At 72.2% G+C, this 21,743-nt stretch carries 22 protein-coding genes; 13 read left to right on the top strand and 9 right to left on the bottom strand.

Going from position 1 to position 21,743, the window contains the following annotated elements; genetic code table 11:
* From AC156L_RS40485 to AC156L_RS40470, 4 genes are all read left to right on the top strand, one after another.
* Nucleotides 1-673, top strand: a 673-nt coding sequence (locus AC156L_RS40485) for an acyl-CoA dehydrogenase family protein (protein ID WP_484407799.1), incomplete at its 5' end; no start/stop codon positions are given.
* Between the two features lie 109 nt (nucleotides 674-782).
* On the top strand, nucleotides 783-1,301 hold the full coding sequence (locus tag AC156L_RS40480) for a glucosaminidase domain-containing protein (RefSeq protein WP_330879218.1): 519 nt from the start codon (nucleotides 783-785) through the stop codon (nucleotides 1,299-1,301).
* 202 nt (nucleotides 1,302-1,503) lie between these two features.
* Nucleotides 1,504-1,923: a DoxX family protein gene (locus AC156L_RS40475; RefSeq protein WP_330879219.1), complete on the top strand. Its 420-nt coding sequence runs from the start codon at nucleotides 1,504-1,506 to the stop codon at nucleotides 1,921-1,923.
* A 49-nt stretch (nucleotides 1,924-1,972) separates the two neighbouring features.
* Nucleotides 1,973-2,557, top strand: a complete 585-nt coding sequence (locus tag AC156L_RS40470) for a VC0807 family protein (protein ID WP_330879220.1) — start codon at nucleotides 1,973-1,975, stop codon at nucleotides 2,555-2,557.
* A 66-nt stretch (nucleotides 2,558-2,623) separates the two neighbouring features.
* On the opposite strand, the gene AC156L_RS40465 is transcribed toward AC156L_RS40470, so the two are convergent.
* From AC156L_RS40465 to AC156L_RS40450, 4 genes are all read right to left on the bottom strand, one after another.
* Nucleotides 2,624-3,364 (bottom strand): SDR family NAD(P)-dependent oxidoreductase, encoded by a 741-nt coding sequence (locus tag AC156L_RS40465; RefSeq protein ID WP_330879221.1) that lies wholly within the window; start codon nucleotides 3,362-3,364, stop codon nucleotides 2,624-2,626.
* A 55-nt stretch (nucleotides 3,365-3,419) separates the two neighbouring features.
* Nucleotides 3,420-4,136, bottom strand: a complete 717-nt coding sequence (locus tag AC156L_RS40460) for a TIGR03089 family protein (protein WP_330879222.1) — start codon at nucleotides 4,134-4,136, stop codon at nucleotides 3,420-3,422.
* Between the two features lie 13 nt (nucleotides 4,137-4,149).
* Entirely contained in the window at nucleotides 4,150-5,328 is a 1,179-nt protein-coding gene (locus tag AC156L_RS40455) for an LCP family protein (RefSeq protein ID WP_330879223.1), read from the bottom strand.
* 111 nt (nucleotides 5,329-5,439) lie between these two features.
* The gene (locus AC156L_RS40450; RefSeq protein ID WP_330879224.1) at nucleotides 5,440-6,870 is read right to left on the bottom strand and encodes an LCP family protein; all 1,431 of its coding nucleotides are present in this window, start codon (nucleotides 6,868-6,870) and stop codon (nucleotides 5,440-5,442) included.
* A gap of 307 nt (nucleotides 6,871-7,177) precedes the next feature.
* Here AC156L_RS40450 and rfbB point away from each other — a divergent pair, with 307 nt between their 5' ends.
* The 3 genes from rfbB (at nucleotide 7,178) to AC156L_RS40435 (ending at nucleotide 10,315) form a co-directional block, all read left to right on the top strand.
* Nucleotides 7,178-8,161: a dTDP-glucose 4,6-dehydratase gene (gene rfbB, locus AC156L_RS40445; RefSeq protein WP_330879225.1), complete on the top strand. Its 984-nt coding sequence runs from the start codon at nucleotides 7,178-7,180 to the stop codon at nucleotides 8,159-8,161.
* Nucleotides 8,161-9,069 carry a dTDP-4-dehydrorhamnose reductase gene (gene rfbD / locus AC156L_RS40440; RefSeq protein WP_330879226.1) on the top strand — a complete coding sequence of 303 codons (909 nt, stop codon included), beginning with the start codon at nucleotides 8,161-8,163 and terminating at the stop codon, nucleotides 9,067-9,069. The genes rfbB and rfbD overlap by 1 nt, the downstream gene beginning before the upstream one ends.
* Nucleotides 9,070-9,166: 97 nt before the next feature.
* Nucleotides 9,167-10,315: a pyridoxal phosphate-dependent aminotransferase gene (locus AC156L_RS40435; protein ID WP_330879227.1), complete on the top strand. Its 1,149-nt coding sequence runs from the start codon at nucleotides 9,167-9,169 to the stop codon at nucleotides 10,313-10,315.
* Here the strand turns inward: AC156L_RS40435 and AC156L_RS40430 are convergent.
* A complete protein-coding gene (locus AC156L_RS40430) occupies nucleotides 10,312-10,746 on the bottom strand; it encodes an Imm1 family immunity protein (RefSeq protein ID WP_330879228.1) in 435 nt (144 codons plus the stop codon). The two genes, AC156L_RS40435 and AC156L_RS40430, sit on opposite strands and share 4 nt — an antisense overlap.
* A 148-nt stretch (nucleotides 10,747-10,894) precedes the next feature.
* On the opposite strand from AC156L_RS40430, the gene AC156L_RS40425 reads away from it, so the two are divergent.
* A complete protein-coding gene (locus tag AC156L_RS40425; protein ID WP_330879229.1) occupies nucleotides 10,895-11,059 on the top strand; it encodes a hypothetical protein in 165 nt (54 codons plus the stop codon).
* A gap of 54 nt (nucleotides 11,060-11,113) precedes the next feature.
* Here the strand turns inward: AC156L_RS40425 and AC156L_RS40420 are convergent, their stop codons facing one another.
* The 3 genes from AC156L_RS40420 to AC156L_RS40410 form a co-directional block, all read right to left on the bottom strand.
* Nucleotides 11,114-12,199 (bottom strand): glycosyltransferase family 4 protein, encoded by a 1,086-nt coding sequence (locus AC156L_RS40420; RefSeq protein WP_330879230.1) that lies wholly within the window; start codon nucleotides 12,197-12,199, stop codon nucleotides 11,114-11,116.
* Nucleotides 12,192-14,678, bottom strand: a complete 2,487-nt coding sequence (locus AC156L_RS40415; RefSeq protein ID WP_330879231.1) for a glycosyltransferase — start codon at nucleotides 14,676-14,678, stop codon at nucleotides 12,192-12,194. Before AC156L_RS40415 ends, AC156L_RS40420 begins: the two co-directional genes overlap by 8 nt.
* 76 nt (nucleotides 14,679-14,754) lie before the next feature.
* Entirely contained in the window at nucleotides 14,755-15,675 is a 921-nt protein-coding gene (locus AC156L_RS40410; RefSeq protein WP_330879232.1) for a glycosyltransferase family 2 protein, read from the bottom strand.
* A gap of 20 nt (nucleotides 15,676-15,695) precedes the next feature.
* Between AC156L_RS40410 and AC156L_RS40405 the strand changes: the two genes are divergently transcribed.
* The 3 genes from AC156L_RS40405 to AC156L_RS40395 all read left to right on the top strand — a co-directional run bounded on the left by AC156L_RS40405 (nucleotide 15,696) and on the right by AC156L_RS40395 (nucleotide 19,151).
* Nucleotides 15,696-16,742: a glycosyltransferase family 4 protein gene (locus AC156L_RS40405; RefSeq protein ID WP_330879233.1), complete on the top strand. Its 1,047-nt coding sequence runs from the start codon at nucleotides 15,696-15,698 to the stop codon at nucleotides 16,740-16,742.
* 66 nt (nucleotides 16,743-16,808) lie between these two features.
* Nucleotides 16,809-17,939, top strand: coding sequence for a glycosyltransferase family 4 protein (locus tag AC156L_RS40400; protein WP_330879256.1), 1,131 nt, complete (start codon nucleotides 16,809-16,811; stop codon nucleotides 17,937-17,939).
* Between the two features lie 345 nt (nucleotides 17,940-18,284).
* Entirely contained in the window at nucleotides 18,285-19,151 is an 867-nt protein-coding gene (locus AC156L_RS40395; RefSeq protein WP_484407795.1) for a glycosyltransferase family 2 protein, read from the top strand.
* Here AC156L_RS40395 and AC156L_RS40390 read toward each other — a convergent pair.
* Nucleotides 19,135-19,614 carry a hypothetical protein gene (locus tag AC156L_RS40390; RefSeq protein ID WP_330879235.1) on the bottom strand — a complete coding sequence of 160 codons (480 nt, stop codon included), beginning with the start codon at nucleotides 19,612-19,614 and terminating at the stop codon, nucleotides 19,135-19,137. The genes AC156L_RS40395 and AC156L_RS40390 overlap by 17 nt on opposite strands.
* Nucleotides 19,615-19,769: 155 nt before the next feature.
* Here AC156L_RS40390 and manB point away from each other — a divergent pair, with 155 nt between their 5' ends.
* Together manB and AC156L_RS40380 are read left to right on the top strand one after the other, a co-directional pair.
* Nucleotides 19,770-20,849: a mannose-1-phosphate guanylyltransferase gene (gene manB / locus AC156L_RS40385; protein ID WP_330879236.1), complete on the top strand. Its 1,080-nt coding sequence runs from the start codon at nucleotides 19,770-19,772 to the stop codon at nucleotides 20,847-20,849.
* Nucleotides 20,842-21,741 carry a DNA-3-methyladenine glycosylase family protein gene (locus AC156L_RS40380; RefSeq protein WP_330879237.1) on the top strand — a complete coding sequence of 300 codons (900 nt, stop codon included), beginning with the start codon at nucleotides 20,842-20,844 and terminating at the stop codon, nucleotides 21,739-21,741. The genes manB and AC156L_RS40380 overlap by 8 nt, the downstream gene beginning before the upstream one ends.
* Nucleotides 21,742-21,743: the final 2 nt, after the last annotated feature.

The raw sequence follows: 21,743 nt of genomic DNA, 5'->3' as shown, positions 1-21,743 counted from the left end.
CGCCGGCGTCAGCCGCTTCTACACGGTGATGGCGGTGACCGACCCGGACGGCGAGCGGGGCCGCAACGTCTCGGCGTTCGTCGTCGAGGACGGCGACGAGGGGTTCACCTTCGGCGAGCCGGAGCACAAGCTCGGGATCAAGGGGTCGCCGACCCGCGAGCTGCACTTCGACCGCTGCCGCATCCCGGGGGACCGGCTCGTCGGCGAGGTCGGGACCGGCCTGCGCACTGCGCTGCGGACCCTCGACCACACCCGGGTGACCATCGGCGCCCAGGCCGTCGGGATCGCCCAGGGGGCGCTGGACCATGCGCTCGCCTACGTCGCGGAGCGCCGCCAGTTCGGCCGGGCCGTGGCGGAGTTCCAGGGCGTGCAGTTCATGCTCGCCGACATGGCGATGACGCTGGAGGCGGCCCGCCAGCTCGTGTACGCGGCGGCCGCGCGCAGCGAGCGGGGCGACCCCGACCTGCCGTTCTTCGGGGCGGCCGCGAAGTGCTACGCCTCCGACGTCGCGATGCAGGTGACCACCGACGCGGTCCAGCTGCTCGGCGGCGCCGGCTACACCCGCGACTTCCCGCTCGAGCGGATGATGCGCGACGCGAAGATCACCCAGATCTACGAGGGCACCAACCAGATCCAGCGCGTCGTGATGTCGCGGGCGCTGCTGAAGGGCTGAGGTTGCCGGGTCGAAGGGCGTGACTCCCACCGGGTCACGCCCTTCGGCGTCTCCCGGTCCGCGTGCAGGAGGAGAATCGGAGGCTCCGCAGACTAGGAGAGGAGTTCCGATGCGCATCCTCGGCCCACCCCCGGTAGGCGTCACCCTCGATTCCATCCAAGCCCGACTTCCCTCGGCGGGCGCGAACGGCCTGTTCGTCACGAGCATGGCCCCGGCGCTCTGGGCCGCCGCCGTGAAGTACGCCGTCGACCCGGTGGGGATGATCGCCCAGTCCCTGAAGGAGACCGCGGGCGGTGCGTTCACCGGCAAGGTGCGGCCGGAGTTCTACAACACGGCGGGCATCAAGATCCGTCATCCCAACGTCGTGCCGGGCGTCACCGACGGCGACAACCCGCTCGCGCACGCGATGTTCGCGAACTGGGCCGTGGGTGCCGAAGCGCACGCCCAGCACCTGCGCGCCTACACCGGTGCCCTGGTCGAGGGCCACCTGGTCGTGGATCCCCGCCTGGTGTTCGTGGTGGGCAGGTACCGCGTCGAGGAGTTCGAGGAGCTGGGCGGGAAGTGGGCGCCCTCGCCGAACTACGGCAACGAGATCGTGGCCATCGCCGACAGGCTCCTTGAAGGCTGACCACGTCCGGTCCGTCGGCGGGCGTGGGGCCACGGCCGCCGACAGGCCGGTGGTGAGCAGCGTCACCGCCTGGCGAATTCTGCCCGGCGCGCAAACGCTTGCCCAATTCTGACAGCGTTTCGACAGCTCTGATCCACTCGAAACGGTGTTCGGATTCCCTAGAGTCTCGTTCAAATCCGAACGAACAACGGGAAGAGTGAGCATGGAGCGCGTGCGGGACTTGGCTGCACTGATCGGGCGACTGGGCGTTGGTGCGGTGTTCATCGCGCACGGCTGGCAGAAGTTCTTCGAGTACGGCATGGACGGCACGGCCGCGTCGTTCGTGCAGATGGGCATCCCCGCCGCCACGGCGTCCGCCTGGTTCGCGGCGGTCGTGGAGCTGGTGGGCGGGGCGATGCTGCTGGTCGGCGCGGCCCTGCCGGTGGCGGGCTCGCTGCTGGCGCTGAACATGGCGGGCGCGCTGGTGCTGGTGCACCTGGAGCACGGGATGCTGGCGCCCAACGGCTACCAGCTGGTGCTGGTGCTCGCGGTGGCCGCGCTGGCGCTCGGGTTCAACGGCGGCGCGTACTCCGTGGACGAGGTCCTCCGGAAGTCCCGCACGCGGGAGCCGGTCCCCGCCTGAGACGACGCCGTGGGGGCCCTCGACGCCCCCACGGCTACCGTCCAGGCCCATGGACAGCCGGATCAGGTCGCTGCTGCCGACCCTCCTGACCGACCTCGCCCTGCCCCTCGGCGGCTACTACCTGCTGCGCCACCTCGGCGTCGACGACTGGGTCGCGCTGGCCGCGGGCGGGGCGGTGTCCGGCCTCCTGCTGCTGGTCGGGGTCGTGCGGAGCCGTCGGGTCGACGGGGTCGCGGCGCTCGTGCTCGGGCTGTTCGCCCTCGGGCTGCTGACCCTGTTCCTCACGGGCGACGCGCGGTTCGTGATCGCCAAGGACTCGCTGATCAGCCTCGTGCTGGGCCTGGTGTTCCTCGGGTCGCTGCTCGCCCGCAGACCGCTGCTGCTGGCGTTCGTGGCGAAGACCGCGCCCGCCGTCGAGGAGCGGTACCGCGAGTCGCCCGCGGTGCGGCGCACGGTCCGCTTCGCCACGCTCCTGTGGGGCGCGGGTCTGCTGTTCGACGCCGCGGTGCGGGTGCCGCTGGCGTACACGCTGCCGGTCGACGTGATGGTGGTCGGTTCACCGCTGCTGACCGTGCTCGTGGTCGCGGTGCTCATCGTCGTGACGCGCGGGTACGCCAAGCGGCAGCACGACTAGCGCGGTGGCCGCGCTCCTCACCGGGTTTCGCGCGGTTCAGGGCGAAACCCGGTGGGGGTCAGCGCACTAGGCCGCGAAACCGCCGTCCACGTTGATCACCGCGCCGGTCGTGTACCGGGAGTCCGGCCCGGCCAGGTGGGCGATGGTGGCGGCGATGTCGTCCGCCGTGGCGTAGTGGCCCAGCGCCGTGAAGCTCCGGATCTCGTCGGCCATCGGGCCGTCGGCCGGGTTCGCGGCGGTGTCGGTCGGGCCGGGGTGGACGAGGTTCACCGTGATGCCCCTCGGCCCCAGTTCCCGCGCCAGGCCCTTGGTCAGCCCGACGAGCGCCGTCTTGCTCATGGCGTACAGGCTGAAGCCGGGGAACGCCGCCCGCTCGGCCATGTTGCTGCCGATGCTGATGATCCGCCCGCCGTCCCGCATGTGCGCCGCGGCAGCCCGCGCCGCCACGAACGGCGCCCGCACGTTCACCGCCACCGTGCGGTCGAACTCCTCGGGCCCCATGTCCTCCACCGGGCCGAAGATGAACACGGCCGCGTTGTTGACGAGGACGTCGATCCGGCCGAACTCCTCGACCGTCCGCTCCACCACGCCCGTCACGGCGTCGACGTCGCCGCTGTCCGTCCGCACGGCCAGTCCGCGGCGGCCCGCGGCCTCGATGCGGCCGACCACGGCGGCGGCGCTGTCCTTGTCGGTCTCGTAGGTGAGCACCACGTCGGCGCCCTGCCGCGCCAACCGCACGGCCACCGCGGCGCCGATGCCTCGGCTGCCGCCGGTGACCAGTGCGACCTTGCCCTCGATCTCGTTCATGACCTCAGCCTGACCGAGCCGAACCCCTTTGTCCGGCGGGAAAACGACGTGGAGCCTAGGCCGCGCCGCCCAGTTCCACGGTGGTCTTCTCGCTGATCCGCCTGGCGGGCAGCAGGTCCGCGTTCAGGTTGCTGCACTGCACCAGGGAAGCGCCGCCCGCGAGCACGGCGAGCAGACCGTTGAGCAACCCGTCCGGCTGGTCCCACTCCACAGTGGACAGCACGCGGGTGTCGAGGCCGATGCCCAGCATCTCCGCGCGGCTGCGGGCTTCGGCGACGATGTCGTCCACGGTGGACGCACCGAGGGCGGGTGTGGTGCCGGGCGTCGGCGCGTAGGGCGTGAAGTCGTCGCCGTACACGCGGACGTCGTCGAGGAAGTCGACCGCGCCGCCCAGCTCCTGGCCGCGCAGGCCGAGGCCCATCGGGTGCAGCGAGGCGACGGCGACCACGTCGGCGCCCGGAGCGGTGCCGCCGGGCGCGACGAACGCGACCTTGGCGCCGTTCGGGTCGTCGGTCACGGTCGCGCCGCACCACCAGGCCCCGAGCAGCACGCCCGCGGTCTGCCAGTGCGCGGGCAGCAGCACGGCGACCCGGTCACCGGGCTCGACGTCGTGCTCGTCGCGCAGCCAGTTCGCCGTCTTGGCGGCCCAGTTGGCGATGGTCGCGCGCGACAGCTCGACCCGCGAGCCGTCCGCGTCGTCGTAGTGGGTGATCAGCGGTCGCCCAGGCCCGGCGGCCAGCAGCGGCGCGAACAGAGCTTCGGTGACGCTCACAGTGGTGCATCTCCTAGTCGACGCAAGGCACTTCCGGCTGGACGACGCGGTGCGCGCCGTCCAGACCGACCACCTTGCCACCCGCCATCCGCTGCGTCGGGCTCGGGGGCGTGCTCGGCGTCGTGCTCGGTGTGCCGGGCACCAGCGTGGAGCCGAGCAGCTGCCCGACGAAGGCCTTCACGGCGGCCACGTCGACCCGCACGATGCTCTGGCCCTTGTCGCTCACGGCGTTGACGTCGACCACCGGGATGGTGGCGAACTCGACGGCCCCGCCCGCGACGCCCCTGGCCTGCTGGGCGAGCGTGACGAGGTCGAGCCCCTCGTCCACCACGATCGACTTGGTGACCGCGTCCAGCAGCCCGGTGAGCTTGGCCTGGTCGGTGAACGTGCCCGCGGACAGCAGCTCCGAGACGGCGGCGGACAGGAACACCTGCTGCCGCCGGATCCGCCCGAGGTCGCCGCCGGGCAGGTTGCGCTGCCGCACGAACGCCAGCGCGTCGCCCCCGTTGACCCGCTGACGGCCCGCCCTGAAGTTCGCGCCGGACGCCGGGTCGCTGGTGCCCGCGTTCAGGCACACCTCGACGCCGCCGATGACCTGGGTGAGCAGGTAGAAGCCGTAGAGGTTGATCTCCGCGTAGTGGTCGACGCGGATCCCGGTCAGCTCCTGCACGACCTGGATGAGCGCGCGCCGACCGGCCTGGTCGCCCTGCTTCTCGCGCTCGGACCGGTCGCCGACGCCCTCGTTCTCCAGCCGCCGCACGGTGGCGTACTTCGTCAGGCCGTACGCCCCGTTGATCTTGTCCTCGCCGACGCCGGGGATCGGCACGTAGGTGTCGCGCGGGATCGAGATGGCCGTGGCCTTCCCGCCGTCGTGGGGGACGCGCAGCACGATGATCGTGTCGGTGTTCAGGCCGTCGGACGCCTCCGTGCGCAACTGGCGCAGCACGTCGGCGGGCAGCGGGTTCCCCTGCGCGTCGGTGCGGCTGTCGCTGCCGACGAGCAGGATGTCCGTCGCGCCGTCCAGCACCGGCGGGGAGTTCGGCACGGTCGAGAGGTCGGCGAGCACGTCGGTGGTGTTGACGCTCTCCTGCACCCGCTTCAAGGTGGCCCAGCCGTACCCCGAGCCCGCGAGCACGGTCGCCGACAGCAGGGCGATCAGCACGCGCACCGTCACGGTCAGGGCAGACCTCAAGACGTCCTCCTCGGTCGTGACAGGGGTGAACGTCAAGGCTAACCAGCGGATGACCCCTCACGTGGACTTCTTCACCGAACAGAGGCTCAGTTCACGTCGCCGAGCAGAGGCTCAGTTCACGCAGGCGAGCCCACCGGCGGTGATGGCGGGAGGGGCCGAGGAGGTCGGCGAGCCGGGGACCGACGTGCCGGGCGTGCCCGCGGGGTCCGACCGGTCCTCGACGGGGTTGTAGTCCGCGCCGACGTAGATCGAGACCTGGTTCCTGGTCAGCGAATCGTCCTCCTCGACGGTCGCGCCGCCGAACTCCTTCGAGAGCTTCTCCGCGACGGCCTTGTCGCCGGGCGCGTAGCGGATCACCGTCGAGTCGAGGAACGTCGGGGCCGAGAGCGCCTGGCCGCGCTGATAACCCTTGCCCACCAACGTCTCCAGCACGGTCGCCGCGAGCTTCGCGATCCCCGACGCGTTGTACACCTGCACGGTCACCCTGTCGTTCGGGGTGACCGGGGTGTTCGACGCCGAGGTGCTGGGCGCCGAGCTCTCGTCGCCCGCCAGGTTCTTGATGAAGTTCTTCACCTTCACCGGGTCGACCTGGAGCACGTTGCCGTCACCGTAGGTGTCCATGGTGTCGCCGACCGGGATCGTGCGGAACTCGATGTTGCCGCTCACCAGGCCCTGCATCTGCTCGGCGAACGTCGTGATGTCCCAGCCCGCGCTCAGCACCACGGACTTCTGCACGGCAGCGACGAGCGCGTCGAGCTGGTCGATGTCGGTGAGCATGCCGGTCGACAGGACCTTCTTCGCCAGCGCGCCGATGAACGCCTGCTGCCGGGCGATGCGGTCGAGGTCGCCGCCGGGCAGGCCCTCGCGCTGCCGCACGAACGACAGCGCCAGCGCGCCCTCGATCGTCTGCGGGCCCGCGACGAAGTTCGCGCCGGACTTGTAGTCGCTGGTGGCCTGGTTCACGCAGACCTCGACGCCGCCGATGGCCTTGGTGACCTCGTAGAAGCTCGCCAGGTTCACCTCGGCGTACCGGTCGATGGTGACGGCGCCGCCGGTGAGGTTCTCGATGGTCTTGATGAGCGTCTTGCGGCCCGCGGTCGTGGACTCGACGTTGATCTTGGCCTGGTCCGCGCCCTGCGCGGCGAGCTCCTCCGCGACGGTGTTCTTCTGCCGGGCGAACGCGGAGTTCAGCTTGTGCTTGCCGAAGCCGTCCGCGATCTCGACGTAGGAGTCGCGCGGGAACGAGAACGCCCGCGCGCGGGTGCCGTCGACCGGGATGTGCACCAGGATCATCGTGTCGGTGTTCATCTCGCCGTCGGCGACGCCACCGCTGAGGAGGTCGAGCACCTCGGGCGCCAGCGGGTTGCCCTGCATGTCGACGCGGCTGTCGATGCCGACCAGCAGGATGTCGACCGCGCCGTCCAGCGGCTTGCGCCCGACGCCGCCCGGCTCCTCGCCCATCTGGGCGGAGATCACGTCGGTCGTCGTCGTGCCCTGGTCCAGGTTGCGCAGGAAGTTCCAGCCGTACCAGGTGACCACCATCACAGCGGCGGACAGCAGTGCCAGGAAGGAACGCCCCGTGATGAGAAGTGCTCGGAGCGTGGTCGAACGCCGGCGTGCGGCGTTCGCTTCGACCCGAATAGGTCCTGGTTGCTCGCTCGCCAGTGGCGGTCTGCCCTCCACGAGTGGTGCCTCCCCCGTGCGTGGTGCTCTCAGCAAAGATTAGTGGGCCAGGTGCCATGAGCGCTGGTAGTTCCTCTTATACGGGAGACGCTGTAACAACCTGGTGGGTTGCACGCTTTACTAGGTGACTCACTGCGGCGGTTACACGGGTGTAAAGGACTTGGACATGCGCGTTCTGGTAACAGGCGGGGCCGGTTTCATCGGCTCCCACTACGTCCGGGAGGTCGTGGGCGGGTCGTACCCCGCCTTCTCCGACGCCGAGGTCGTGGTGCTCGACAAGCTGACCTACGCGGGCAACGAGGACAACCTCGCGCCCGTCGCCGACAGCCCCCGCTACCGGTTCGTCCAGGGCGACATCTGCGACCCCGCCACCGTCGGTGAGGTCGTGCGGGGCGTCGACGTCGTCGTGCACTTCGCCGCCGAGTCGCATGTGGACCGTTCGATCACCGGGTCCGCGGACTTCGTGCTCACCAACGTGCTCGGCACCCAGACCCTGTTGCAGGGCGCGCTGGACGCCGGTGTCGGCAAGTTCGTCCACGTCTCCACCGACGAGGTCTACGGGTCCATCGACGAGGGCTCCTGGCCCGAGACCCACCCGCTGGAGCCGAATTCGCCGTACTCCGCCTCCAAGGCGTCCTCGGACCTGCTGGTGCGGGCGTTCCACCGCACGCACGGACTGCCGGTCTGCATCACCCGGTGTTCGAACAACTACGGTCCGTACCAGTTCCCGGAGAAGGTGCTGCCGCTGTTCGTCACGAACCTGATGGACGGCGGGAAGGTGCCGCTCTACGGCGACGGCCTCAACGTCCGTGACTGGCTGCACGTGGCCGATCACTGCCGCGGCATCCAGCTCGTCGCCGAGGCCGGTCGTCCCGGTGAGGTCTACAACATCGGCGGCGGCACCGAGCTGACGAACCGCGAGCTGACCGAGCTGCTGCTGGACGCGATGGGCGCCGACTGGTCGTCGGTCGAGATGGTGACCGACCGCAAGGGCCACGACCGCCGCTACTCGGTCGACATCACCAAGATCAGCACCGAGCTGGGGTACGCGCCGCAGGTCGACTTCGCCGAGGGCCTCGCGAGCACCGTGAAGTGGTACCGCGACAACCGCCCGTGGTGGGAGAAGCTCAAGGCTCGGGCGAACGGCTGATGGCGCTCGCACTCCTGGTGCCCGGCGGTCGCGGCCAGCTCGGCCACGACCTCGTCGCGGCCACCCCGCTCGACGGGCTCGCGCACGCGCCCTCCTCGGCCGAGCTGGACATCACCGACGCCGGGTGCGTCGCCGACGCCGTGGCGGGCTTCGCCGCGAGCGCCCGCGACGCCGGGCTGCGCCCCGTGGTCGTCAACTCCGCCGCGTACACCGCCGTCGACCGGGCGGAGACCGATGAGGACCGCGCGTTCGCGGTGAACGCCCTCGGCCCCGAACTCCTCGCCGTCGAGTGCGCCCGGCACGACGTGCCGCTGCTGCACGTGTCCACCGACTACGTGTTCCCCGGCGACGCCACCCGGCCCTACGAGCCGTCCGACGCCACCGGGCCGCGCTCGGCCTACGGGCGGACCAAGCTCGCGGGCGAGGAGAAGGTCCTCGCCGCGTGGCGCCGATCCTGGGTCGTGCGCACCGCGTGGGCCTACGGCGCTTCGGGCGGCAACTTCGTGAAGACCATGGCGCGCTTGGAGAAGGACCGCGACACGGTGTCCGTTGTGGACGACCAGCGCGGCTCGCCGACGTGGACCCGAGACCTCGCCACCGGGCTCGTCGAACTCGCCGACCTCGTCACGTCCAGGCGCGAACCGCAGGGCCGCGTGCTGCACGGCACCGGCGGCGGCGAGACCACCTGGTACGACTTCACCCGCGCCATCTTCGAGGAGCTGGGCGCCGACCCGGCCCGCGTGCGGCCGTGCCCGTCGACCGAGTACCCCCGCCCGGCCCCGCGCCCGGCGTACTCGGTGCTGTCCGGGGCGTCGTGGGAGCGGGCCGGGCTCACCCCGCTGCGCCCGTGGCGGGACGCGCTGTCGGCCGCGGTCGGCGCGGGCCTGCTCGGAACGGCCGCGACCTAGCCGGGACCCGTCCGGGACCACACCGTGAACCGGCCGAACGGTCCGCACGTATGCCCACCTGTAACCGGCTTCAGCCGTCGAGCAGGGGAGTGGTCACGTGCGCCATGGTGTGGACTCGGATGTGTTCGGCAAGACCGCGCACAGCCCGTCCTTCTTCGAACTGTCCCGCAAGCTGGGGGACGGCGCACAGCACATGGTCGACTTCTGCATCCCCTGCAACCCGTACTTCCCGACGCCGCAGATGTTCGCCGCGCTGGCGAACAACCTGGAGGGCATCCTCAAGTTCTACCCGAGCGGCACCGACGCCATCGCCGGTCAGCTCGCCAGGACGCTCCGGCTGAACCCCGCCACGATCGCGATGTCGAACGGCTCCACCGAGATCATCACCTGGATCGACCACCTGTGGGTCGAGGAGAGCGTGGCGATCCCGATCCCCACGTTCGGCCGGTGGACCGATCAGCCCATGGAGACGGGCAAGCGCGTCGACATGTTCCCGCTCCAGGAGAGCGAGGGCTTCGAGCTCAACATCGACGCCTACCTGAAGTTCATCCGCGCCAGGGGCTCGAAGGTCGCGGTGCTGTGCAACCCGAACAACCCCGACGGCGGCTACCTGCCCCGCCGGGAGATCATCCGGTTCATGGACGAGCTGGCCGACCTCGACCTGGTCGTCATCGACGAGTCGTTCATCGACTTCGTCGAGGTCGAGCGCAACCCGTCCGTCGTCAGCGAGGCCATGATCAGGCCGAACGTCGTGGTGCTCAAGAGCCTCGGCAAGAACTTCGGCCTGCACGGCGTCCGCTTCGGCTACCTCGTCGCGAACCCGGCGCTGGCCAAGCGCATGGCCGCCACGCTGCCCAAGTGGAACCTCAACTCGCTCGCCGAGGCGTTCGTGTTCATGCTCGGCGACCACCTCGACGAGTACGGCGAGAGCCTCGTCAAGCTGTCGATGGACCGCTACCGCATGGGCATGGAGCTGTCCCGGCTGTCCGAGCTCCAGGTGTACCCGTCGCAGGCGAACTTCCTGCTGGTGAAGCTCGCCCCCGACGTCGACGGCGTCGAGCTGCGCGACTACCTGCTGCACAAGCAGCAGATCTTCATCCGCGAGTGCGGCAACAAGCTGGGCATGAGCGGCCAGTTCGTCCGGCTCGTCGTCCGCCCGGAGGCCGACGTGGACCGCCTGGTCTCCGGCATCCGGGCCTTCGGCAACTCCCGCTGGGACGTGGAACGCCCGTCGCTCGTCTCCTAGGCGTCCTGCCACCGCACGCACGCGGGCCGCTGCGCGGTGAGCAGGAACTCCTTCAGCGCCGCGGCCAGCAGCCCCACCTGGACCCCGCTGCCCGCCGGGTAGTCGACGTACTCCGACGCGTAGACCGGCGACGCCTCCTCGCCGATCAGGGTCGAGTAGTCCTGGTCGGGGTCCGCGTACGTCAGGTACCCGTAACCGCTGCTCACCGCGGCGGCCACGTCGTGGTCCGGGATCTTCACCTCGCCGGGCGCGCCCAGCAGGCCCTCGGCGTCGGGGATGAGCGCGCGCTCCTCGTGCTCGATCACCGCGGCGCCCGCGCCGGGCTCGGCCAGCCTGGCGAGCAGCGCGTCGACCTCCTCGGGGGTCGTCACGGTCATCTGCTCACCGGACTCGTCGGCGTCCTGGACGGACCACACGGCGTTGAAGCTCATCTCGTTGGCCTTCTCTTCGCTAGTCGACGAGGCGGAATGGATGCTCTCAGTGAACGACCCCCGTCGCAAACGGCCGAGGCTTGGGCCGTTGGGGTGGTGACGCACCGGAGGACTGGATAACGCTGCGCGCTTGGGAGAACCTTTTCAGATGTCCGACCACGGGCGCATCCCCGCACCGTCCACCCGCGGCCAGGACGGCGACCGCCGCCGGTTCCTGCGCTGCGTCGCCGCCGTGACCGGGTCCCGGCAGGTCTCGTGGAACACGCTCACCGGTCCGCGCGACGACGCGGACGACCAGTCGCCCCGGCGCTAGGTCAGCCTCCCGGCCACCGAGCCACCCGCACCGGCGCGGGTGGCCGTCAGCCCGTCACCTGCCCGCCGCCCGGTGGTACGCCACCAGGGTGGCCTCCGCGCAGCGCCGCCACGTGTACTCGGCCGCGTGGGTCCTGCGGGCCGCCTGCGCGACCGGGGTGGGCGGGGTCTCGACGGCTTCGAACAGGGCGTGCGCCAGCGCGTCCGCGTCGCCGACCGGGGTCAGCAGGGCGTGGCCGCCCGCGACCTCGCGCAGGGCGGGCACGTCGGAGCAGACGACCGGCACGTTGCAGGCAAGCGCTTCCAGCACGGGCAGGCCGAAGCCCTCGTCGCGCGACGGCAGCACCAGCGCGGACGCGCCCGCGACGACGCTGCGCAGGTCGACGTCGGCCAGGTAGCCGGTGCGGATCACCCGTCCGTCCACTCCGGACTGACGGGGGCCCGCCAGCACCAGCGGTGGCAGTGACGTGTCGTTGGCGTGGGCCCTCAGCAGCGTCTCCAGCCCCTTGCGGGGACCGCCCGCGCCGACGAACAGCACGTACTGCGACGGCAGGCCCAGCCGGGCGCGCAGGGCGTCGTTCGGGGGGCGCGAGGCGAACCACGCCGGGTCGACGCCCAGCGGCGTGACCACGATCCGGTCCCGCCCGACGCCGAGGCGCTCCTCGACCGTGTCGGCGACCGCCTCGGTCGGCGTGCACACCACGTCGGCGCGCTGGGCTGACTGGCGGACCAGCTCCGGCAGGCGCGCGTCGGACGGCGGCAGGTCACCCGGCGACGCCAGGAACGCCAGGTCGTGGATGGTCACGACCCCGCCTGCCCTGATCGTCGGCGGCAGCACGAAGTTGGTGGCGTGCATGACGTCCGTGACCCCGGCCAGCAGCTCGACCGGCGGGAACGGGACGCGCAGCCAGCACTGGCGGAGCAGCCGCGCGGACACGGGCAGGCCGCGGGCCTGGACGCCGTGCGGCAGGACCGTGCGCAGCGCGCGCCAGCCGCGCAGGGTGAACGCGACCGCGCGCACGTCGACCTCGTCCGGCATGGACGCCAGTTCCTCGGCCAGCGCGGAGGTGTAGCGGCCGATGCCGGTGCGGTGCCCCAGCAGCGGGGTGCCGTCCAGGAGCACGCGCAGCGCTTCACCCATGTGCGCCGCCGCGCAGCTTCTTCAAGACCCGGCCGGTCGCGCGCTTCGCCAATTCCGTCGGTCCTCCCTGGTCGAGGTATTCGCGGACGAGCTTGACGTCGCGGCGCACCTTCGCGGTCGTGGTCAACGGCGTGTTGCGGACGAGCGGCGCCCCGCCGGACAGCCGGTCGGCCGCGGGCCGGGGGTTGCGGCAGAACTCGACCAGCGGGGCGAGCACGGTCTCCCAGGTGAAGCGCTCGCGCACCACGGCGATCCGCTCGCGGCAGCCCGCGGCGAACTCCTCGTCGTAGAGCACCTTCTCCAGGGCGCGGGCCAGCTCGTCCGGGTCCTCGGAGCGGACCACGACGCCCAGCCGCTCGCGCTCCACGAGTTCGGCGAACGAGTCGCCGTCCGTGGTGACGATCGGCAGCCCCGACCACAGGTAGTCCAGCACCCTGGTGCGGAAGGCGAACGTGGTCTCGACGTGCTCGTAGTGGGTGGTGACGCCGCAGTCCGCGTCCAGCAGCCAGTTCTGCCGGTCGTGGTAGGGCACCCAGGTCTCGTTGAAGAACACCGAGGAGCCCACGAGGTCGAGCCGGGCGGCCAGGGCGCGGGTCTGGCCCGCGACGTCCATGTCCGGCACCTCGGGGTTCGGGTGCTTCATGCCGAGGAAGAACAGCTTCAGGTCGGGGTGGTCGTCCCGCAGCCGGTGCACGGCGTGGATCAGGGTCAGCGGGTCGAACCAGCTGTAGACGCCACCGGCCCAGAGCACGACCTTGTCGGTGCTCGCGATGCCCGGCACGACGTCCTTGATCGCGGGCCCCGTGCGCTGCGGCGGCTTGCCCGGCAGGCCGAACGGGACCACGGACAGCAGCGAGCGGACCGTGGGGTCGTCGTCGTAGAGCGTGGGCGTGAGCCTGCCGAGCGCGGCGAGGTGGCCGAGCCAGAAGTGCCGCTGCCGCTCGGACGCGCAGAGGAAGAAGTCGCCGCGCTTCAACTGGTTGTTCAGCACGCGGGTCACGCCGACGATGTCCAGCGCCCGCTGCTCGTCGGTGGCGTCCTTGCCCTGCTCCAGCAGCTCCAGGTGCATGGGGTCGTACACGTCGCACACGACGACCTTGGTCGACGCGGTCCGCTTCAGCTCGGGGACCATCTCCAGCACGTGGCCCTGGAGCACGATCACGTCGGCCCAGCCGATGTGCGGGGCGAGGTCCCTCGGCTTGGAGCCGGTGACGGTGAACGGGGCCTCCGGCGGCGCGCACAGCGGGTTCACCGTGACGAGCCTGACCTCGTGCTCGTCCGCCAGCACGTCGGCCATGTTCCACGCCCGGATGGCCGGGCCCGCCATCTTCGCCGAGATCGCGTCGCCGGTGATGATCAGGATCCGCCGCGGCCTGCCGAACACCTCGTCCAGGGCGAAGACGTCCACCAGGACGTCGTGCGCGGCGAGGTAGCGGGGCAGCGGGTAGGCGGGCTCCATCGCCTTGCGCATCAACGGGACCAGGTCGCGGTCGCTGCGGACCCGCTCGGCCTGCTCGACCTTGCGCGACTCCAGCAGCGACGGCATCAGCTCGACGAACTGGTCGATCGCCAGGAACCCGGCCAGCGCCTCGCGGTCCACCGGGACGGGAGCGGCGTCCTCGGTCACGTCGGCGGGTCTGCGGGTGATCTCCAGCTGCGTCGCGTCGATCTCGCCGCGCGCCGTCGCCCTGCGCACCACCAGCGCGAGCGCGGCGGGCAGCACCCTGGCCAGCGTGTCGTCGGAGAAGTTCTTGTACAGCGCGGCGAGCGCGTTGCGCTCCAGCAGGTACAGCTCGCGGCTGTGGTCGATCGACGACATCGAGGCGTGGTGCTTGTGGAACGCGAGCGACGCGGGCTCGTAGCGGACCCGCCAGCCGCGCAGGTTCATCCGCCAGCCGAGGTCGACGTCCTCGTAGAACATGAAGAACCGCTCGTCGAACCCGCCGAGCGCCTGGTAGACCGAGGTGCGCACGAACAGCGCGGAGCCCGTGCCGAACAGGACGTCGCGCGGGGCGTCGTGGCTGCCGTCGTCCGGCTGGCCCGCGTGCCGCTTGTAGCCCATGCCGAACCAGGTCAGCCCGCCGTCGACGAAGTCGACGCCGGTCCCGTCCCAGTCGAGCACCTTGCTCGCCACGGCGCCCACCGTCGGCTCGGCCTGGAGCACCCGCACGGCCGCGCGCACCCAGTCCGGGTGCGGCCGGGCGTCGTTGTTCAGGAACGCGAGCACCGAGCCGGTCGCCGACTCGACACCGAGGTTGCACCCGCCCGCGAAGCCCAGGTTGGTCGGGGACTCGACCACGGTCGCCGACGGCACGGCGGCCCGGATGCGCTCGGCGCTGCCGTCGCCCGAGGCGTTGTCCACGACGACGACCTGGACCTTGTCCGCCGGGTAGGACAGGTCCGCCAGCGCCCGCAGGCACGTGATGGTGTCCTCTGCGCCGCGGTAGTTCACCACGACCACGGATACGACGGGCAGCACCATCACTCTCCTCGCTCCACGACGGCTGTGCGGGGTAAGCCTGCCTCATCACTGCGCGTGTCGTGCGGCGAAGGTGCTACCGGCCCGCCCAGGTGCGCCACACGTCACCTCGGGAGACCGTCGACCGGCGTCCGATCCCGGCGCGCGCGACCAGCGCGGACGGGGTCCGGAGCAGCACCTCGGCCAGGACGCGCAGCCGCAGCCCGACCCGGAAGTTCGCCGCGTCGGGCACCGCCGAGCGGAACGGGAGCAGTGCCGTGGTGGCCGCGAACCGGGCGACCTCGCGCAGCGCGACGGCCGCCGGGGCGCACCGGAGCAGCATCAGCAGCCGGTTGCGCTCGTTCCACCGGTGGAACGGGGCCGAGCCGGGCCGGGTGCTGGCGCCGTGCCGGTGCCGGACCCGCGCCGGGCCGACGGACACCACCCGGTACCCGGCCAGCCGCAGCCGCCACGCCGTGTCGGTGTCCTCGTAGTAGCAGAAGAACGCGGCGGGCACGCCGCCCACGCGCCGCAGGACGTCGGTCCGCAGCAGCGCCGCCCCGCCGCAGAAGCCGAACACCTCCCGGCCCGCGAGCACCACGTCCACGCCGTGACCGTCCGCCGTCAGCGCCACGCCGACCGACTGGGTCGCGCCGTCGGCGAGCACCATCGAGGAGGTGGCCGCGGCGACCCGCGGGTCGCCGTCGAGGGCTTCCTCCAGCGACGACAGCCACCGGGGGTCGGGGGCCGCGTCGTCGTTCAGCCAGGCCACGTAGGGCGTGCCCACCCGGTCCAGCACGGCCGCCAGGCCACCCGCGTAGCCGAGGTTGCGGGGCAGCCGCACGACGTCCGGCCTGCTCGGGTGGGCGGCCAGCAGCTCGGCCGTCCCGTCGTCGGACGCGTTGTCCACGACGAGTGTCCGGTGTGGACTCCGCTGGGCCGCGAGGGCGTCGAGGCACGCGGTCACGTGCTCGCGCCCGCGCCAGGTCACCACGACCACCGTGCTGGGACTGGACACGGCGTGAGACGGTACGGCACGTGCCCCAGCTCGTTGTGCTGACCGAGCAGCTGCTCGCCCCCGTCCCCGGCGGCACCGGGCGGTACACCCGTGAGCTGGCCGCGGCGCTCGCCGCGACCGCGCCCGCCGGGTGGACCGTGACCGGTGCCGTGAGCCGCCACCGCGACGTCGAGGCGGCCGTGGTCCCCGGCGTGGAGGGGCCGAAGGTGCTGCCGCTGCCGCGCCGGGCCCTGATCGCGGCCTGGGAGCACGGCATCCCGTTCTGGCCGGGTGGCGACGCGGTGCACGCGCCGACGCCGCTGGCCCCTCCCGGCGGCCGGGTGGTGGTGACGGTGCACGACGCGGTGCCGTGGACGCACCCGGAAACGCTGACCGCGCGCGGGGTCGCGTGGCACCGGAAGGTGATCTCCCGCGCCACGGCGAGGGCGGGCGCGATCGTCGTGCCCACCCGTGCCGTGGCCGACGACCTCGCGCGCCACGCGCCCGGCGCCGCCCCGGTGCACGTGATCGGCCACGGGGTCACGGCGTGGCCGGAGGAGTCGCCGGTCGAGCTGCCCGAGCGGTACGTGCTCGCCATCGGCACGCTGGAGCCCCGCAAGGGCCTGGAGACGCTGGTCGAGGCGACGGCGGGCCTGGGGCTCCCCCTCCTCCTGATCGGTCCGCGCGGGTGGGGCGAGGTCGACGCCCGCGCGCCGCACGTGCGGGTCCTCGGCCGTCTCCCGGACGCCGAGCTGGTCCACGTGCTGCGGCGCGCGGCCGTGCTCGTCGTGCCCAGCCGGGCCGAGGGCTTCGGGCTGCCGCTGCTGGAGGCGATGGCGGCGGGCGTCCCGGTCGTGCACTCCGACGCACCCGCGCTGGTGGAGGTGGCCGGTGGAGCGGGGGTCGTCACACCGCGTGGCGATGTGGGAGCGCTCACATCGGCCATCAGGTCCGTTGTGGACGATCCAGCCCTCGCCGCTCGCCTGGTAATCGCTGGTCTGCGCCGTGCGGAGGCGTTCACCTGGGAGAAGGCCGCGCGGGAGACGTGGGAGGTCCACACCCGGCTCCATCCACAGCGCGTCACTTGAGCGGCACGCGGTAGATCGCCTGGTCGACGGCACTAGTCTCAGCCCGTGCCCATCGTCGAACCCAGCGTGTTGATCGACGCCACCGCGGTTCCCTCCGACCGGGGCGGGGTCGGCCGGTACGTCGACTCGCTCGTGGCCGCGCTGGCCGCGGACGGAACCCGGCTCAGCGTCGTCTGCCAGCCGCGCGACGCCGATCTGTACACCCGGATGGCGCCGACCTCGCGGGTCCTGGTGGCGGCCGAGTCGGTCGCCACCCGCACCGCGCGCCTCACGTGGGAGCAGACCACGCTGCCGCGGATCGTCACGCGCCTCGGCGCGGACGTCCTGCACTCCCCGCACTACACGATGCCGCTGGCCAACCGGGCCGCGACGGTCGTGACGCTGCACGACGCCACGTTCTTCACCGACCCCGTCCTGCACTCCTCGGTGAAGGCCCGGTTCTTCCGCGGCTGGACGCGCGCGTCCCTGCGGCGGGCCGCCCTGTGCGTCGTGCCGAGCGAGGCGACGGCGACCGAGCTGGAGCGCGTGGCCGGGGCCGACCGCCGGTCGCTGCACACCGCCCAGCACGGCGTGGACACCGATCGGTTCCACCCGCCGTCGGCGGGCGAGACGGCCGTGGTCCGCCGGTCGCTCGGCCTCGGTGACACGCCGTACGTGGCGTTCCTCGGCGCGCTGGAGCCCCGCAAGAACGTGCCCGCCCTCATCCGCGGCTTCGCCCAGGCCTGCGTGGGCCGCCCCGACCCGCCCGCGCTCATCCTCGCCGGGCAGCCGGGCTGGGACAGCCAGGTGGAGCGCGCGCTCGACGTGGTGCCGCACCGGATCAGGGTGATCCGCGCGGGCTACCTGCCGTTCGACCAGCTCGCCGGGTTCCTCGGGGGCGCCGAGCTGGTCGCCTACCCGAGCCTCGGCGAGGGTTTCGGCCTGCCGGTGCTGGAGGCGATGGCGTGCGGCGCGGCCGTGCTCACCACCCGGCGGCTCAGCCTGCCGGAGGTCGGCGGCGACGCGGTGGCGTACTGCGGCGTCGGCGCGGGCGACATCGCCGCGGGCATCGCCGGACTCCTCGACGACCCGGCCCGGCGCGCCGACCTGGCCGCCGACGCCCAGGTCAGGGCGAAGGCCTTCACCTGGTCGGCCAGCGCCGCCCGGCACCGGCTCGCCTACTCCCGCGCGCACCACGTGCACCGGCGGGGCCGCTAGCCCCCGGTCACGACCCGCCTGTCGTCTGGTCCGGAGCCGGGGCCGGGCGGAGGGCTTCGCGGACGCGGTCACCTACGTCAACGCGCCGGATCCGCGGAACGGGGAGATCCGGGCCCACCACAACGCGGGTTGCGCGAACGACTACCCGGACCCCGCCACCCGGCTGATCCGCGACCACGGCGACCAGCTCGGCACCAGCGCCATCGCGCACGTCGTGGTGAACAGCGGCCAGAACACCACGACCCACCTGGCCCGAGCTCGCCCGTGGGCGGGTCGGTCCCCGCGCGGCGGGGGCGTGCGGTGGCGCACCACGTCCACCGCGGCCGACGGTGCACAATGTGGCGCGTGACCGAACCCACGCGCTACGGCGACGCACTGGCGGCGGTGACCGTCACCTACTCACCGGGTGAGACGCTCGACCGCTTCCTCGACACGCTCGCGAAGGCCACGACGCTGCCGGTCCGCGTCGTGCTGGCGGACAACGGGTCGAAGGACGGCGAGCCGGAACGCGCCGCCGCCGAACGCGACGACGTCACCTTCCTGCCCACGGGCGGCAACCTCGGCTACGGCGGCGCCCTCAACCGCGGCGTCGCCTCGCTGCCCGACGACGTCGGCTGGGTCGTCCTGGCCAACCCGGACGTCGAGTGGGCGGAGGGGTCGCTGGACAAGCTCCTCGAAGCCGCGAAGCGCTGGCCGAGGGGCGGCGCGTTCGGCCCGCTGATCCGCGAGACCACCGGCGAGGTCTACCCGTCGGCGAGGCTGCTGCCGTCACTCGGCCGCGGTCTCGGCCACGCCGTGTTCGGCAAGGTCTGGCCCGCGAACCCGTGGACCCGCGAGTACCGGCAGGAGAAGACCGAGATCACCGAGCGGCCCGCGGGCTGGCTGTCCGGTTCGTGCCTGCTCATGCGCCGCGAGGCCTTCGACTCGGTCGACGGCTTCGACGCGCGCTACTTCATGTACTTCGAGGACGTCGACCTCGGCGACCGGGTGGGCCGCGCGGGCTGGCTCAACGTGTACGTGCCGGACGCCGAGGTCGTCCACATCGGCGGCCACTCGACCTCGGGCGCGTCCGCGCGGATGCTCGCCGCGCACCACAGCAGCGCCTACCGCTACCTGGCCGACCGCCACCGGGGCCCGCTGTGGGCCCCGGTGCTGCTCGCCGTCCGGCTCGGGCTCGGGCTGAGGTTGAAGCTCGTCACGCGTCGCCGCTGAGCCGCTGGGCCAGGCCCGGCGGTGGCGGCTGGTCGCCGCTGAGCCGCTGGGTCAGGCTCGGCCGCCCGCTGGGCGTCTGCTGGACCGTCGGCACCGGACCGGGCCCGACCCGCTGCACGGGTTCGGCCTGGTTCTGCGGCTGCTGTTGCTGCTGGTAGTGCTGCTGCTGGGGCGCCTGCTGGTGCTGCTGCGGCTGTTGTTGCTGGTACTGCTGCTGCTGTTGTTGGGGTTGCTGGGGCTGGTGCTGCTGCGGTCGTCGACCGCCGGACGCCATCTGCGCGGAGATGACCATCGTCGACTCCGGGTCCAGTTCGCGCGGGTCGACCGCGTTCACCACGGTCCGCGGGATCTGCTGGGTCGCCGACGAGTCCATGGGCGACGTCATGTTGTCCGGCGTGACGACGTGGGCGCCACGTGCTCGTGCACGGGCAAGCAGCGCGTCGGCCCGGTCGCGGGGGTCCATTCGGATCTCTCCTGCGTTGCCTAGGGCCGGCTGGGGGTGCCGGCGTTCCCGATTTCTGACACGCGCCCGCCAGGGACCACTGCCCGTCTATCGGATGCTGTCTGCCACAGTATTCGAATCGGTCGTTGCGTGTTAGTGGAGGAGGAAAAACGGGCATGTCGGAGCTGCACGGCGTGGAAGCGGTTGTTCTGGTCGGTGGCAAGGGAACCCGACTCCGCCCCCTGACCCTGTCCGCCCCCAAGCCGATGCTGCCGACGGCGGGGGTGCCGTTCCTGGAGCACCTGCTGTCGCGGATCAGGGCCGTCGGCATCACCCACGTGGTGCTCGGCACCTCGTACAAGGCCGAGGTCTTCCAGGACTACTTCGGTGACGGCGCGAAGCTCGGGCTGGAGCTGGAGTACGTGGTGGAGGAGGTCCCGCTGGACACGGCGGGCGCCATCCGCAACGTCGCCCACAAGCTGCGCGAGCGGGACGTGATGGTGTTCAACGGCGACATCCTGTCCGGCGTCGACCTGCGCGGGATCGTCGAAACGCACAGGACCGCCGAGGCCGACGTCACGCTGCACCTGGTCAAGGTCGACGACCCGCGCCGGTTCGGCTGCGTGCCGACCGACGAGGACGGGCGCGTCACGGCGTTCCTGGAGAAGACCGAGGACCCGCCGACCGACCAGATCAACGCGGGGTGCTACGTCTTCCGCCGCGAGGTCGTGCTGGAGATCCCGGAGGGCCGTCCGGTGTCCGTGGAGCGGGAGACGTTCCCCGGTCTGCTGGAGCGCGGCGCTCGGGTGCAGGGCCACGTCGACGCCACCTACTGGTTGGACCTGGGGACGCCCGCGGCGTTCGTCCAGGGGTCGGCGGACCTCGTGCGCGGCATCGCGCCGTCGTCGGCGCTGCCCTCGGAGCCCGGTGAGGCGATCGTGCTCGGCGGCGCCGACGTCCACGAGGACGCCCTGCTGTCCGGGGGGACGACCATCGGCGCGAACGCGACCGTCTCGGCGGGCGCGGTCGTGGCCGGGTCCGTGGTGTTCGACGGCGCCGTGGTCGGCGAGGGGGCCGTGGTGGAGCGGTCGGTGCTCGGCGCCGGAGCGCTGGTGCAGGCCGGGGCGGTGCTCAGGGACGCGGTGATCGGCGACGGTGCGGTCATCGGCGCCCGCTGCGAACTGGTCGGCGGGGCGCGCGTGTGGCCCGACGTCGTGCTGCCCGAGGCGGGGGTGCGCTTCTCCGCCGATGTCTAGGACCTGGTCGCCCCCGTTCCCGCTGGACGTCGGGTCGGTGCTGGGCCCGCTCCGCCGCGGAGCGGGCGACCCGACCTACCAGCAGGACGCGACGGGCGCGGTGTGGCTCACCGCCAACACCCCGCTCGGGCCCGGCACGCTCCACGTCCGCCGACCCGGTGCGGCCGTGGAGGCGACGGCGTGGGGTGACGGTGGTCCGTGGCTGCTGGACGGGCTGCCCGCGCTGCTGGGGGCCGACGACGACGATTCCGGGTTCGAGGGGCACCACCCGCTGATCTCGGAGACCCGTCGGCGGAAGCCGGGGCTGCGGTTGGGGTCGACCGGTCGCGTGTGGGACGTGCTGCTGCCCTCGGTGCTGGAGCAGAAGGTGACCGGGACCGAGGCGCGGCGGTCGTACCGGGAGCTGTGCCGCCGGTTCGGGACGCCCGCTCCGGGCCCGGTCCCGGTGGGGATGATGGTCGGGCCGACGCCTCGGGCGGTTCTGGGGATCCCGGACTGGGAGTGGCACAAGGCCGGGGTGGACAGCGCCCGTCGACGTGCCCTGATCGCTGCCGCTCAGGTGGCGCACCGGTTGGAGCGGGCCGTGGAGCTGCGCGGGGAGGCCGGGCGGAAGCTGCTGCGGTTGATCCCCGGTATCGGGGTGTGGACGGCCGCCGAGGTGGCGCAGCGGTCGTGGGGGGATGCCGACGCCGTCAGCTTCGGGGACTTCCACATCCCGGCCGCGGTGGGGTGGGCGCTGCTGGGGAAGCCGCTGGACGACGAGGGGATGGCGGAGGTGTTGGCTCCGTACTCCCCCCAGCGGCACCGCGCTGTTCGGTACGTGGAGGCTTCCGGGTTCCGGAAGCCCCGGTTCGGGCCTCGGTTCTCGCCTCGGGACTACCGGGCCATGTGAGG

It is taken from the genome of Umezawaea sp., from assembly GCF_057122925.1.
Note: the sequence above shows the minus strand (reverse complement) of the source record. Positions and strands in the feature narration are given on the sequence as shown.